13 protein-coding genes are annotated in these 13,257 nt (G+C 33.0%); 3 read left to right on the top strand and 10 right to left on the bottom strand.

Features of this window, described 5'->3' with window-relative positions; translation table 11 throughout:
* Position 1: 1 nt before the first annotated feature.
* The 3 genes from WA340_RS02280 to mnmE form a co-directional block, all read right to left on the bottom strand.
* On the bottom strand, positions 2 to 1,108 hold the full coding sequence (locus tag WA340_RS02280; RefSeq protein ID WP_286493004.1) for a site-specific integrase: 1,107 nt from the start codon (positions 1,106 to 1,108) through the stop codon (positions 2 to 4).
* Positions 1,109 to 1,112: 4 nt separating this feature from the next.
* The gene (locus WA340_RS02285; RefSeq protein ID WP_147677439.1) at positions 1,113 to 1,517 is read right to left on the bottom strand and encodes a helix-turn-helix domain-containing protein; all 405 of its coding nucleotides are present in this window, start codon (positions 1,515 to 1,517) and stop codon (positions 1,113 to 1,115) included.
* A 216-nt stretch (positions 1,518 to 1,733) separates the two neighbouring features.
* Complete coding sequence (gene mnmE / locus WA340_RS02290; protein WP_304145322.1) at positions 1,734 to 3,140, bottom strand: tRNA uridine-5-carboxymethylaminomethyl(34) synthesis GTPase MnmE; 1,407 nt, start codon at positions 3,138 to 3,140, stop codon at positions 1,734 to 1,736.
* A gap of 64 nt (positions 3,141 to 3,204) precedes the next feature.
* Here mnmE and WA340_RS02295 point away from each other — a divergent pair, with 64 nt between their 5' ends.
* Positions 3,205 to 3,717 carry a peroxiredoxin family protein gene (locus tag WA340_RS02295; protein ID WP_336127112.1) on the top strand — a complete coding sequence of 171 codons (513 nt, stop codon included), beginning with the start codon at positions 3,205 to 3,207 and terminating at the stop codon, positions 3,715 to 3,717.
* 61 nt (positions 3,718 to 3,778) lie between these two features.
* On the opposite strand, the gene WA340_RS02300 is transcribed toward WA340_RS02295, so the two are convergent.
* Positions 3,779 to 4,429: a rhomboid family intramembrane serine protease gene (locus WA340_RS02300; RefSeq protein WP_336127113.1), complete on the bottom strand. Its 651-nt coding sequence runs from the start codon at positions 4,427 to 4,429 to the stop codon at positions 3,779 to 3,781.
* Between the two features lie 62 nt (positions 4,430 to 4,491).
* Between WA340_RS02300 and WA340_RS02305 the strand changes: the two genes are divergently transcribed.
* Positions 4,492 to 5,382, top strand: a complete 891-nt coding sequence (locus WA340_RS02305; protein WP_336127114.1) for a lysophospholipid acyltransferase family protein — start codon at positions 4,492 to 4,494, stop codon at positions 5,380 to 5,382.
* Between the two features lie 70 nt (positions 5,383 to 5,452).
* On the opposite strand, the gene WA340_RS02310 is transcribed toward WA340_RS02305, so the two are convergent.
* The 3 genes from WA340_RS02310 to uvrA all read right to left on the bottom strand — a co-directional run bounded on the left by WA340_RS02310 (position 5,453) and on the right by uvrA (position 9,379).
* The gene (locus tag WA340_RS02310; protein WP_027879775.1) at positions 5,453 to 6,142 is read right to left on the bottom strand and encodes a TIGR00730 family Rossman fold protein; all 690 of its coding nucleotides are present in this window, start codon (positions 6,140 to 6,142) and stop codon (positions 5,453 to 5,455) included.
* A gap of 146 nt (positions 6,143 to 6,288) precedes the next feature.
* The gene (locus tag WA340_RS02315; RefSeq protein WP_027879774.1) at positions 6,289 to 6,456 is read right to left on the bottom strand and encodes a lmo0937 family membrane protein; all 168 of its coding nucleotides are present in this window, start codon (positions 6,454 to 6,456) and stop codon (positions 6,289 to 6,291) included.
* An 88-nt stretch (positions 6,457 to 6,544) separates the two neighbouring features.
* Positions 6,545 to 9,379: an excinuclease ABC subunit UvrA gene (gene uvrA / locus WA340_RS02320; RefSeq protein WP_336127115.1), complete on the bottom strand. Its 2,835-nt coding sequence runs from the start codon at positions 9,377 to 9,379 to the stop codon at positions 6,545 to 6,547.
* Between the two features lie 152 nt (positions 9,380 to 9,531).
* Between uvrA and WA340_RS02325 the strand changes: the two genes are divergently transcribed.
* Positions 9,532 to 10,056 (top strand): hypothetical protein, encoded by a 525-nt coding sequence (locus WA340_RS02325; protein WP_027879772.1) that lies wholly within the window; start codon positions 9,532 to 9,534, stop codon positions 10,054 to 10,056.
* A 157-nt stretch (positions 10,057 to 10,213) separates the two neighbouring features.
* On the opposite strand, the gene WA340_RS02330 is transcribed toward WA340_RS02325, so the two are convergent.
* The 3 genes from WA340_RS02330 to WA340_RS02340 are packed head-to-tail and all read right to left on the bottom strand — an operon-like array spanning position 10,214 to position 13,237.
* The gene (locus tag WA340_RS02330) at positions 10,214 to 10,942 is read right to left on the bottom strand and encodes a hypothetical protein (RefSeq protein ID WP_336127117.1); all 729 of its coding nucleotides are present in this window, start codon (positions 10,940 to 10,942) and stop codon (positions 10,214 to 10,216) included.
* 10 nt (positions 10,943 to 10,952) lie between these two features.
* Positions 10,953 to 12,641 (bottom strand): gamma-glutamyltransferase, encoded by a 1,689-nt coding sequence (ggt, locus tag WA340_RS02335; RefSeq protein WP_336127118.1) that lies wholly within the window; start codon positions 12,639 to 12,641, stop codon positions 10,953 to 10,955.
* Positions 12,638 to 13,237 carry an acyl carrier protein phosphodiesterase gene (locus WA340_RS02340; protein WP_336127120.1) on the bottom strand — a complete coding sequence of 200 codons (600 nt, stop codon included), beginning with the start codon at positions 13,235 to 13,237 and terminating at the stop codon, positions 12,638 to 12,640. Before WA340_RS02340 ends, ggt begins: the two co-directional genes overlap by 4 nt.
* Positions 13,238 to 13,257: the final 20 nt, after the last annotated feature.

The raw sequence follows: 13,257 nt of genomic DNA on the forward strand, positions 1-13,257 counted from the left end.
ACTATAAATCGAGTTGAATTTTATTAGCTGCTTCTTTCTTCTTGTTATCTATTACTTTGGCATATATCTGAGTGGTTTTTAATTCTCTATGACCTAATAATTTTGATACGGTATAAATATCTGTACCCATTGTAAGCTGTAGGGTTGCATAGGTGTGTCTTGCACAATGGAACGTGATGTTTTTAGTAATACCTGCACGAAGTACCCATTGAGCTAATTTAACATTGTGCCAAGCACTATATTTTAAGCCTTTGAAAACACGCTCTGTTTTTTCTTTTTCTTCTCCTAACATATTACGAGCTTGCTCGGATATTGGTAAGGTTTCCGCTCCTTTGGTTTTTTGTTGTCTGAAACGAATGTAGTAGCCCATTTCATCAGAATGTTGCACCTCTGACCAAATTAACTTATTTATATCTGACCATCTTAAACCAGTAAGGCAAGCGAATAAAAACGCAGTTTTTAGCTGCTTACTTTCGCAATCTGCTTTTACTAATGCTTGTACTTCTTCTAAGGTTAAAAACTCTCTTTGTGGTTCTCCTTGTTTGAATCCCTGGACTTGCTCCGCAGGATTGTATTTTAAAATCCCATCTCTAACCGCTTGTTTTAATGCTGCCTTTAATTTATTGAAGTAGGAGTACTTGGAATTTTGAGATAATTCGTTTTCACTTTTTGTTTTGGCTTCATTATCTAAATAATCTTTAAAGCCTTGTACCCATTCACGATTTACTCTATCAAATGAAATATCTCTTGGGCTGTATTTTCTTAGATGCTTACCAACACTATCCCAATTACCATAATTACCTAAACTGGCTTTTCTCTTTTCTGTAAGTGCATCAAAGTATAATAGGAAACTGCCCTTTAGTTTCTCCTTGTCTTGAAAATCATAAATGTTATTCTGAATCTCTAAGTGCCTTTTGGCTCTGATACTTTCAGCTAATTGTAGTATCGTTTTATTTTGGTCTTTCTCTGCCTTAGTAAGTGAACCTTTTTCTGGGTCAGGTTTTAGGTACAATTTTAAATATTCATATTCTCGCTTACCATTGGCATAGTAATCTAAATACAAACTGATTTTGTTTCCTTTCTTGCGTTTTCTTAATGTTACTTTCATAAGGCTAAATTTTAAAGAGATTATCGATTTCTGTCCGTTTTATAATAGTACGCCTACCTAATTTTGCAATGCTCAATTGGTTACGTTTTATCATCCGCTGAATAGTCCATCTGCTTGCACCTAATAAATTGGCAGCTTCAGTAATACTTAGAAATTCTTTATCTCTAAGATTGATATGATTTCCTGCTTGTGTAGGTAAGGTTTGCAGAGTTTGCAAGTTCTCGGAAGATGTAGGCTTACTATTATTTATTTGCTCGGATAGGGTGGATTGTACTTTTTCTTCTCGCTTACGTTGTTTGTAGGCTCTACTTGCACACGTATGACCGCAATACTTAGTGGTGGTCTTTTGTGCAACAAAAGCCATTCCACAGAATTGACAGAATTTCGGTATTTTAATTGTACTGCTCATTTGGTGCTACTTGTAGCTCAATGTTGCTTGGTGGTGCTATATGGTGCATCATTTCGCTTTGATTTGTTGCTTTATGATTTGGGCAACAGATAAGCTATTAGGGCAACAACTGAACAACAAATATAAGAAATAAAGAGCAATTGGGCAACAAAAAAGAGATGCTAAAAACTTGTAAAACCAATAAAAACAGGTAGTTAGCAAACAAGAGAAAGATAATTACTTTCCGATACAGAAATTAGCAAAAATATTACCCAAAAGATCATCACTTGTTATCTCACCAGTAATCTCTCCAAAATGATACAAAGCTTGGCGAATGTCTATTGCCATTAAATCTCCAGAAAGTCCAGTTTCTAAGCCGTATTTTACTTTTTGGATTTCTTCAAAAGCTTTTAATAAAGCATCATAATGACGTGTGTTTGTGACAATAGTTTCGTTATTGTTTAATGCACCAGTATTAACAAAACCTATTAATTTATCTTTTAAATCTTCTACACCTTCGTTATTTTTTGCCGAAATCATTAATGCTTCAATGTGTTGAATTGTATTTAAAGATTGTGACACTTCTTCTTTTTCTTCCTCTGATAATTGATCTACTTTATTAGCGATAATTAACATAGGTTTAAGCGGAAACTTGTTTTTAATCTTCTCTACTTCTACAATCAAACGTTCGCTTTGTGTTTTAAACTCGTTAGCAGAAAATAAGAAAACAACAACTTGCGCTTGTTCTATTTTCTCAAAAGTTTTTTTAATCCCAATATTTTCAACAACGTCTTTTGTATCTCTAATTCCTGCGGTATCTATAAACCTAAAACCAATACCGTTAATCACCAATTCATCTTCAATGGTATCTCTGGTTGTTCCTGCTATATCACTTACTATGGCACGTTCTTCGTTTAAAAGCGCATTAAGTAATGTAGATTTACCAACATTTGGCTCTCCAACAATTGCTACTGGTATTCCGTTTTTAATCACATTTCCTACTGCAAAACTATCTATTAAACGTTTTAAAACGAAAGAAATACGATCTACCAAATCTTTAAATTGTGTACGATCTGCAAACTCTACATCTTCTTCTGCAAAGTCTAATTCAAGTTCTATTAGAGAAGCAAAATTCAACAATTCTTCACGTAGCTTAGCTATTTCAGAAGAAAATCCGCCACGCATTTGCTGCATTGCAATTTGATGTGATGCTTCGTTATCACTAGCAATTAAATCGGCAACAGCTTCGGCTTGGCTTAAATCTAGCTTTCCGTTTAAAAAAGCACGTAAAGTAAATTCGCCAGGATTTGCCATTCGGCAACCTTTTCTTAAAAATAGCTGAATAATTTCTTGTTGAATATAAACCGAACCATGACACGATACCTCAACTACATCTTCTCCTGTATAAGAATTTGGATTTTTAAAAACTGATACTAAAACCTGATCTATTACGCGGTTTTCATCTATAATATGTCCCAAATGTATGGTATGCGTCTTTTGGTCGCTAAGCGACTTTTGGCTTTTTACAGACTTAAAATTATCTGCCGCTATCTTTATAGCGTCTTTACCCGATAATCTTATTATGGCAACTGCGCCAGCACCAGAAGCGGTTGCTAAAGCTACTATGGTATCGTTGTATATCATAGTGCAAAAATATGCATATTTTATTCAACTTTTATAGTTTATATTTGTTGCAAACTTATTTGTAATGAAAAACACTTTAATATTATTTATTTCGGTTTTAGCATTGTTTTCTTGTAAAGAAGAAAAAAAGGAAATTACCGTTTTTGGGACTAACATTGGTGATTATGCGCCAACTTTTACTGCGCCAACTCCTGATGGGGCTACTTTAAATATTAACGATATTAACGCTAAAGTCACTATTTTAGATTTTTGGGCTAGTTGGTGCGGACCATGCAGAAAAGAAAACCCAAACGTGGTTAGAATGTATAACCAATATCACGACAAAGGATTAGAAATTGTAGGGATTTCTTTAGATAAAGCACAGCAAAAAGACCGATGGTTAAAAGCTATCGAGCAAGATAAACTAACTTGGAAACATGTATCTAACCTACAAGGTTGGCAAGAGCCAATAGCACAAACTTATGGTGTAAGATCAATACCTGCGACTTACATTTTGGATAAAGACGGTAAGATTGTTGCAAAAAATTTACGTGGTAAAGCTTTAGAAGATAAAGTTGCTGAGTTATTAGCGAATTAAAATTTTTATTTCACTTTCGTGGAAAATCAAGAACTTCGATAAAATATCGGAGTTTTTTTGTTTAGATTTTGCCTAACTTTTTCATTACAAACAATAAAATGATTGGTAATGCTAAAACAACAACCATTGTTAAATTAATTTGAAACAAGTACGGAACAAAAATTAAAGTAGTTATATAACCACCTATTGCACCTCCAAAATGCGCATCATGTCCAATATTACCAATACGTTTTTTCATTCCGTAGATAGAATATAAAAGGTAACCAATACCAAAAACATAGCCTGGAATTGGAACAGGAATAAAAAAGAAAAACAAACTCATATCTGGATTAAGCAGTATTGCAGCGTATAAAATACCTGTAACTGCTCCACTTGCTCCTACTGCGCTGTAATGGTATTCATCTTTATGAAAATATAGCGACAATAATCCTCCAGCAACTAAGCTAACTACGTAAATAATTATAAATTTAAGTGACCCAACATATGCAATTACATTGTTAGCAAAAAAATACAGCGTAATCATGTTAAATAACAAATGTTGTGTATTTACATGTAAAAATCCAGAACTAAACAATCTAAATTGTTCGCCTCTTTTTATGGCACCAACATTAAATTTATACTTATCAAAAAAACCATAATCGTCAAATCCTTTGTAAGAAATTATGACGTTTGCAGCGATTATAATTATTGTAACAATTGCTAAATTACCCATTTCAATATTTAAGTTTCATTCAAATATACTATATATTTGCCAAGCTAAACTAAGAACGCATCATGCAATTTATTGCCTACATATTAATCTACCCTTTTTTGTGGTTAATCTCTATCTTACCCTTTAGATTACTTTACGCATTTTCTGATGGATTGTACATTTTAATCTACCGTATTATTGGCTACAGAAAAAAAACCGTAAAGGAAAATTTAAGACTTGTTTTTCCTGAGAAATCTGATGATGAAATTAATACGATAACTAAAAACTTCTATCATCATTTATGTGATATGGTTGTTGAAGCTATAAAATCTATGACTATTTCTGAAAAAGAAATGAAAAAACGCTTCACGTTTAAAAATATTGAAGAGCTTAAAAAACACGAAAAAGAAGGTAAGAGTATTGTAATGATGACTGCGCATTATGCCAGTTGGGAATGGATTTTTATATTACAAACCTATATAAACTACACTGGTTACGCTATTTACAAACGATTAAACAATAAGTATTTTGACCGTTTGGTAAAACGTATTAGAGCACGTTACAACTCTTATTTAATAACTACTAAAGAAACTTTTGACGTACTGCAAAAAGCAAAGAATAAAGGCGAATTAACTATTAATGGCTTTGCTGCAGACCAAAGTCCTAAACCAGATAAAGCTTACCATTGGTTAAATTTTATGGGAATTAAAGTTCCTGTTTATACTGGTGCCGAATTAATGGCAAAACGCCTTGATATGACTGTAGTATTTTTTGCTGTAAAGCGTGTTAAAAGAGGATATTATGAAACTACAATTACTACTCTTGCAGAAAACCCTCATGATTTTAAAGATTATGAAATCACCGATCGTTTTTTTGAATTAGTAGAACAACAAATTTACGAAGCACCAGAATACTACTTATGGACTCATAAACGATGGAAACACAGAGATAAGGTGCCAAAAGAGTTTATGTAAAACAAAAAATTTCAGAAAATAACATCATATTATCTTCTGAAATTTCTTTTTTTAAAACCTATTTGTTTTTTTAGAAGTTTGGACTTAAACCATATTCTTCGTAAAATTTATCTAGTATTTCTACCACTTCATCTGCTGTATCTACTAAATGTATTAAGTCGATATCTCCAGGACTAATATTTTTAAAACTATCTAAAAGTGTTGTTTTAACCCAATCCATTAATCCTTCCCAAAACTCGGTACCAACTAATATAATCGGGAATTTTTCAATTTTATTGGTTTGGATTAAAGTAATTGCTTCAAATAACTCGTCTAATGTTCCAAATCCACCAGGCATAACTACAAAACCTTGAGAGTATTTTACAAACATAACTTTTCTAACAAAAAAGTAATCAAAGTCTAAGCTTTTATCTGAGTCTATATAAGGATTATCATGTTGTTCAAAAGGTAATTCTATATTTAATCCTACAGATGTTCCGCCAGCTAAATGAGCTCCTTTATTACCTGCTTCCATAATACCTGGTCCTCCACCAGTAATTACACCATAACCGGCATTAACAATTTTTGAAGCTACTTCTTCTGCTAATTTATAGTATTTATGATCTGGTTTTGTACGAGCAGATCCAAATATAGATACACTTGGTCCTATTGCACTCATTTTTTCAAATCCGTTAACAAACTCGCCCATGATTTTAAAAATCGCCCAAGAGTCGTTTGTTTTCTTTTCATTCCAACCTTTAGGATGTTGTTCTTTTCTCATATTATAGTTTTAAAAAATTCAAACAAACAAATTTAATAGATTTGAAAGGATTTAGCTGTTCTATTCACATTTTTTAAACAAAAAAAGACTAGCAATATTGCTAGTCTTTATATAATATTCTAAAAATGAATATTTTATACTAAAAATTACAGTGGTTTTCTTCCTGAAATGATGTTATAAAGCACTGCTATTACTGCAATTACTAATAATACATGTATTAAACTTCCGGTTCCCATTCCTGAAACAATTCCGAAAAATCCAAGAACCCACATGATTATACAAATAACGGCTACTAGCCAAAGAATACTTCTCATAATATATTGGTTTTTAATGGTTAATGTTACTTAAAGTTACATATCCAAATCACCAATATGTGTTAACAAAATCGTAATTAGCTTATTATTAAGAGTTTAATTCTTTCTTTAAAAATCGTGCTGTATGGCTTTTTTTATGTTTTGCAACTTCTTCTGGTGTGCCTTCAGCAACTACTTGTCCGCCGCCTTTACCGCCTTCATAACCTATATCAATTATGTAATCTACTGTTTTAATAACATCTAAATTATGTTCTATAATCAACACAGTATTGCCTTTATTAGCTAATTTATTTAACACTTGCATTAACACTCTAATATCTTCAAAATGAAGTCCTGTTGTTGGTTCATCTAAAATGTAAAAAGTATTTCCTGTATCGCGTTTACTTAGCTCGGTTGCCAATTTTATACGTTGCGCTTCTCCACCAGAAAGCGTTGTACTTTGTTGTCCTAAAGTAATGTAACCTAATCCAACATCTTTTATGGTCTTCAGTTTTTTATGAATCTTTGGTATGTTTTCAAAAAAGTCTACCGCTTCATTAATAGTCATATCTAATACATCGCTAATACTTTTTCCTTTGTATCTTATTTCTAAAGTTTCGCGATTAAAACGTTTTCCTTGACAGGTTTCACATTCTACGTAAACGTCTGGAAGAAAATTCATTTCAATTACTCGTAATCCGCCACCTTTACAAGTTTCGCATCTTCCGCCAGCGACATTAAAACTAAATCTACCTGGTTTATAACCACGAATCATCGCTTCTGGTATTTTGGCAAAAAGACTACGTATTTCGTCAAAAGTTTTGGTATAGGTTGCAGGATTACTTCGTGGTGTACGACCAATTGGCGATTGGTTAATATCAATCACTTTATCAATATGTTCTAAACCTTTAATGCTTTTGTATGGCATTGGTTTTTTAACACCATTAAAGTAATGAGCGTTTAAAATTGGATACAACGTTTCGTTAATTAACGTCGATTTACCGCTTCCTGAAACACCTGTAACACCTATCATTTTTCCTAAGGGAAACTTTACAGAAACATTCTTTAAGTTATTACCTGTACAGCCTTTAAGCTCTAAAAACTTACCGTTACCTTCACGACGCTTTTTAGGGATTTCAATTTCCATTTTACCATTAAGGTACTGTGCTGTAATGGTGTTACCTTTTAATAATGCTTTTGGCGTACCTTCACTTATAATTTCTCCTCCATGTTTTCCTGCTCGTGGACCAATATCTATAACGTGATCGGCACGTTCTATCATATCTTTGTCGTGCTCTACAACTATAACCGAATTACCAATATCGCGTAAAGACACCAAACTATTAATTAGCTTTTCGTTATCGCGTTGATGTAAGCCAATACTAGGTTCGTCTAAAATATATAACACACCAACTAACTGCGATCCTATTTGTGTTGCCAACCTAATACGTTGTGCTTCTCCACCAGATAAGGATTTTGAACTTCGGTTTAACGACAAATAATCTAATCCTACATCTAATAAAAATTGAATTCTGGCACGAATTTCCTTAATAATTTCTTCTGCAATTTTTAGTTGCGTTTTGCTTAAATGTTGTTCTAAATCACTAAACCAAGCAGAAAGCTCACTAATATCCATGTTTGCTAGTTCGGCGATGTTTTTTTCGTTCACTTTAAAATAAAGCGACTCTTTACGCAATCTACTGCCTTCACATTCTGGACATTCAATTTTGTCCATATATTCTTTTGCCCAACGTTTTAATGATGTTGACTCTGCAGTATTGTATTGGTTTTCAATAAAATTAGCGACACCTTCAAAATCTATTTTATAATCTCTGGTAATGCCTAATGTTTTACTTTCCAAAGAAAACTTCTCATTTCCGCCATATAAAATCACTTGTTTTGCTTCGTCAGGAATTGACTTGTAAGGATCTGTTAATTTGAAATTATAGCGTTGTGCAATGGTTTCAAACTGCTTAAAAATCCAGCTCTTTTTTTCTGGTCCATGAGGCGCTAATGCACCAGCTTTTATGGATAAAGAATCGTCTGGAATTATTTTTTTCTCATTAACTTGATACAAGGTTCCAATGCCATTACATTTTGGGCAAGCTCCTTTTGGCGAATTAAATGAAAAGTTGTTAGGTTCTGGATTTGGATAAGAAATCCCAGAACTTGGACACATCAAATTTCGACTAAAATAACGTGCTTCTTGCGTATCTTGATCAATCACCATTAACACGTCATCACCATGATACATTGCTGTATTAATTGTCTCGGTTAAACGTTTATCGTTATCTACATTTTCATCTATCTTTAAGCGATCTATAACAATTTCTATATCGTGTGTTTTGTAACGATCTAGTTTCATGCCTTTAATTAAATCTCTAATTTCTCCATCTGTTCTAACCTTTACAAAACCTTGTTTTGCAATTTGCTCAAACAACTCACGATAATGTCCTTTTCTAGATCTAATTACCGGCGCTAACACGTTGATGCGCTTACCTTTGTAACTTTCGGTAATTAATTTTTTAATTTGCTCATCACTGTAACTCACCATTTTTTCGCCTGTATTGTAACTGTAAGCGTCACTACCTCTTGCGAATAATAATCTTAAAAAGTCATAAATCTCGGTAATGGTACCAACGGTAGATCGTGGTGATTTGCTGGTTGTTTTTTGTTCTATAGCAATTACAGGCGACAAACCATCAATTTTATCTACATCTGGTCGTTCTAATCCGCCTAAAAATTGTCTAGCGTACGCCGAAAATGTTTCGATGTAACGACGTTGTCCTTCGGCATAAATGGTATCAAACGCTAAAGACGATTTTCCGCTTCCTGACAAACCAGTAATCACAACTAGTTTTTCTCGCGGAATGGTAACGTCTATATTTTTTAAGTTATGTGCTCTTGCGCCTTTAACTTCAATGTTTTCTTCAAAATTTGTCATAGCAATTTTTAGCAAATATCTGTGAATTGGCAAAGTTGCAAAGATACGGTTTTTATCAATCTTTTTGAAGTGCAATTAGTTATCATTTTCTTAATGAAGTCTTTATGTTTTTTTATACTTTCGTTGTCACGGAAATTTAAAAATAGATACAAATGAAGCTTTTAGGAATAGGATCAAGAATTAATCATACATCATACGGAAAAGGCGTTGTTACCAATGTTGACAGTCAACAATATTGGGTAACATTTATTGAAAACGGATTAGAAACTATACCATTAGACGATGATTTTGAAACTATTGAAGCTGCCGAAAACGAGGTAGATACAGTTAGCTTTTTTGATATTGAAAGTAGCTTGGTAAGTATCTTAAAAAAATACAGTGATGTCTCTGAAGTTGTGCATATTGGCGACAAATGGAAAGGCGGCACAATGGAATTAAAACCAGCTGACGACAATTTAAAAAGTAAGGAGATAAAAATTGAAGACTTTTTTCATAAGATTACAATGGTTCGTGATCGTTTGCGTGTGATGGAACAAAAAATAAATTCTAGTAATCTTGAAGAACAAGAAAAAATAGATTTACAGCAATATATTACACGTATTTATGGTAGTTTAACCACATTTAACGTCTTATTTAAACTGAAAGAACAACAGTTTGTTGGGCAGAAAAAGAAATAGTTAGCAGTTAGCAGTTAGCAGTTAGCAGTTAGCAGTTAGCAGTTAGCAGTTAGCAGTTAGCAGTTAGCAGTTAGCAGTTAGCAAAACTAAAATTATGTAGTTAAACTTTGTTTTCTTATTAATTATTTGCCAAACATATTAGTGATAATTCGTGTTTTTATTCTGACCTCGAAGTTTTAATATCATCCAACTCTAAACCTAAAAACATAAATTTATGAAAGGTTGGTAATTTTGCATCTGTTTCGGTAGTTTTCCAATCGCTCCACGTTGCTTCTAAACCGCCAATTGGCAAAATATCTACCCACATTTGAAAGCTTTTAGGTTTATAATTCTCGTCTAAATGCCATAAATAAGAATCACCTGGTGTACTTCCGCCTTTTGTGTAAGTAACTAACAAACCTTCTTCTCCGTCTTCGTTTTTGGCAATACTTCGTTTTGTTCCAGCATCAAAAACTTTATATGGCGCTACTAACCAAAACGTATCATTATTAAAATAATCTATTGCTTTTTGTACGTATTTCTCTTTTTCTACGCCATTATACGCTTGATCTTGTACAAATACTTTGGAGTTGCTTTTGTCATTTAAATCTAGTTCTACTTTAAAATGACTCCAAAATACATTACAAGTATTTTCTAATTTGTTCCATTGGTATTTGTGTCTTTGTTTAAAAGTAAACTCTATATAATCGGTATTTTTATAAGCCTCGTAATCTAAAGCTTCTAACATTTTATTAGCTAAAATATCCGCTTTTTCTGTTGGGTTTATTTGAGGTAAATCTTCTGCATATTTAAAGTATACAAATCCAAAAAACAGTAATGATGGTAGTGTAAAAAAGATAATTACTCCTAAAATTATTTTAAATATTTTCTTTGCTTTTATTGCCATAATTATTCATTTAAAATCCAACTGCGGTATCGTCTCCTCTTGGATCTGCGCCACCTTCTAATTGCCCGTTTTCTTTTACTAAAATAGCATCTACTTTACCAATTACAGGTGTACGATTTATATTTATAATATATCCTTTTTCTTGTAATTTATTGGTTAATTTTTCATTAAAAGCGTTTGGTTCTGCTCTAATTTCGTCAGGCAACCATTGATGATGAAATCTAGGCGCTTCTACTGCTTCTTGCATACTCATGTCAAATTCATGCACATTAATTATAGCTTGCATCACGCTAGTGATAATGGTAGATCCGCCAGGCGTACCAACAACCATATATAGTTTTCCGTCTCTTTCTACAATAGTTGGCGTCATAGAACTTAGCATACGTTTTTCTGGTAAAATACTGTTTGCTTCTGCTCCAATTAATCCGTATACGTTTGGCTCGCCTGGTTTACTAGAAAAATCATCCATTTCGTTATTAAAAAAGAAACCTAATTCTTCTGAATACAATTTAGAACCATAACCAGAGTTTAATGTTGTGGTTACCGCAACTGCATTACCGAATTGATCGACAATTGAATAATGTGTAGTTTCATCACTTTCAATAACCTGAACATCGCCATGTTTTATCTTTGTTGAAGGCGTTGCCGACTCAAAACTAAAATCTTTCATCCTATTAGACGCGTAACTTTCGCTTATTAATTGGGTTTGCGGAATGTTTACAAAATCAGGATCTCCTAAATAAAAACTTCTATCGGCATACGCACGTCTTTCGGCTTCTGTAATTACTTGAATGGCTTTAAGAGAATTATGTCCAAATTCATCTAAATTATAAGGTTCAATTTGTTTCATTATTTGAGCTAAACAAATTCCACCACTTGATGGCGGCGACATTGAAATGATCTTTAAATCATCATAAGTAAATGTAATTGGATCTCGCCATTTGGCTTCATACTTTGCAAGATCTTCTTTGGTGATTATTCCACCATTCCTTTGGATAAAATTTGCTATAGAATCTGCAATTTCACCTTTATAAAAGGCATCACGACCATCTATCATAATTTTAACCAATGTTTTTGCCATTTGTTTGTTTTTAATCGTATCACCAGCTTTCCATTGTTTAGCAAACAGAATGGTATCTTTATTAACTTCAAGAAAATCTTTTCGTTTTTCATCTAAAACAGCTTGTTGCTTTTTAGTGACAACAAAACCACGATTAGCCAAATCTATCACAGGTTGCATAATGGTCTGAATAGGCAAACTTCCAAACTTGTCGTGTACTGCAAATAAACCAGCAACAGTACCAGGCACGCCAACAGCCAATCCGCCTTTTGTACTTAAATTAGGGACGACATTACCCAAGCTATCCAAATACATTTGTTTTGTAGCTGCAAGTGGCGCTTTTTCGCGATAATCTAACGCACCAATTTCACCATTTTCTAGTCGGTAAACCATAAATCCGCCACCACCAATATTTCCAGCATAAGGGTAACATACCGCTAAAGCTAAATCTGTTGCTACCATAGCATCAAAAGCGTTTCCGCCTTTTTTAAGAATCTCCACTCCTATTTTTGAAGCTTCAGCTCTTGCTGAAACTATCATGGCTTTATCTGCAATTACACCTTCTTTTGTTAGTTTTTTGTCTTCTTTACAATTGAAAAATGAAAGAAAAACAATTATTAAAAGTAACCTGTATTTCATGATAATTCTTGGTTGATTTGGATTAGCTTTTCTTCTGAAAATGCGATAAGCTCCTCAAAAAAAGAGGTAAATTCAGCTTCAAATTCGTCATAAAATAAATCAAGTTCTTTTGTAGCTAAATTCATTTGTGATCGGTTTTTGGTGCGCTTATTCATTCCGTCTAATACTTTTGCTATGCCTTCTTTTGTCGCATAACTTAACAACCAATTTCCTGAAATTAAATGTGGCATCATTTTTAAGATGCGTTGTGGCAAAATGTCGATATTATCAGTTAAGATTTGATAAAAATTTTCGGCATAATCTTCTAATGGCACATCAGAATATTTTGACCAGTTTTTAGCTAAAAAATGATCGTATAAAATATCTACAATAATACCAGAATAATGACCGTAATTTTTATGAAGCTTTTTGGTGCTTTGCCTAACGGTTGGATGCGCATCTGTAAAGGTATCGATTTGACGGTGTAATAATATACCTTTTTGAACTTCTATCGGGTATGTTTTATACTTTTTTCCACGTATTCCATCAGCAATAAAGTTACCAATTGTGACCATTTTGTTGTTTCCAGAAAGGTAGATATGCGCTAAGTAGTTCATTCAATAAATATATGTATTTT

Origin of the sequence: Mesoflavibacter sp. CH_XMU1422-2 (assembly GCF_037029245.1) — a bacterium.
In the GTDB taxonomy this organism is placed as follows: domain Bacteria; phylum Bacteroidota; class Bacteroidia; order Flavobacteriales; family Flavobacteriaceae; genus Mesoflavibacter; species Mesoflavibacter zeaxanthinifaciens.

What these genes read in the sequence shown, in the direction of transcription:
- WA340_RS02295 (WP_336127112.1), top strand. Translation starts at nt 3,205, where the DNA reads ATGAAAAACACTTTAATATTATTTATTTCGGTTTTAGCATTGTTTTCT.
- WA340_RS02285 (WP_147677439.1), bottom strand. Translation starts at nt 1,517, where the DNA reads ATGAGCAGTACAATTAAAATACCGAAATTCTGTCAATTCTGTGGAATG.
- WA340_RS02305 (WP_336127114.1), top strand. Translation starts at nt 4,492, where the DNA reads ATGCAATTTATTGCCTACATATTAATCTACCCTTTTTTGTGGTTAATC.
- mnmE (WP_304145322.1), bottom strand. Translation starts at nt 3,140, where the DNA reads ATGATATACAACGATACCATAGTAGCTTTAGCAACCGCTTCTGGTGCT.
- WA340_RS02280 (WP_286493004.1), bottom strand. Translation starts at nt 1,108, where the DNA reads ATGAAAGTAACATTAAGAAAACGCAAGAAAGGAAACAAAATCAGTTTG.
- WA340_RS02315 (WP_027879774.1), bottom strand. Translation starts at nt 6,456, where the DNA reads ATGAGAAGTATTCTTTGGCTAGTAGCCGTTATTTGTATAATCATGTGG.
- WA340_RS02310 (WP_027879775.1), bottom strand. Translation starts at nt 6,142, where the DNA reads ATGAGAAAAGAACAACATCCTAAAGGTTGGAATGAAAAGAAAACAAAC.
- WA340_RS02340 (WP_336127120.1), bottom strand. Translation starts at nt 13,237, where the DNA reads ATGAACTACTTAGCGCATATCTACCTTTCTGGAAACAACAAAATGGTC.
- WA340_RS02325 (WP_027879772.1), top strand. Translation starts at nt 9,532, where the DNA reads ATGAAGCTTTTAGGAATAGGATCAAGAATTAATCATACATCATACGGA.
- uvrA (WP_336127115.1), bottom strand. Translation starts at nt 9,379, where the DNA reads ATGACAAATTTTGAAGAAAACATTGAAGTTAAAGGCGCAAGAGCACAT.
- WA340_RS02300 (WP_336127113.1), bottom strand. Translation starts at nt 4,429, where the DNA reads ATGGGTAATTTAGCAATTGTTACAATAATTATAATCGCTGCAAACGTC.
- WA340_RS02330 (WP_336127117.1), bottom strand. Translation starts at nt 10,942, where the DNA reads ATGGCAATAAAAGCAAAGAAAATATTTAAAATAATTTTAGGAGTAATT.
- ggt (WP_336127118.1), bottom strand. Translation starts at nt 12,641, where the DNA reads ATGAAATACAGGTTACTTTTAATAATTGTTTTTCTTTCATTTTTCAAT.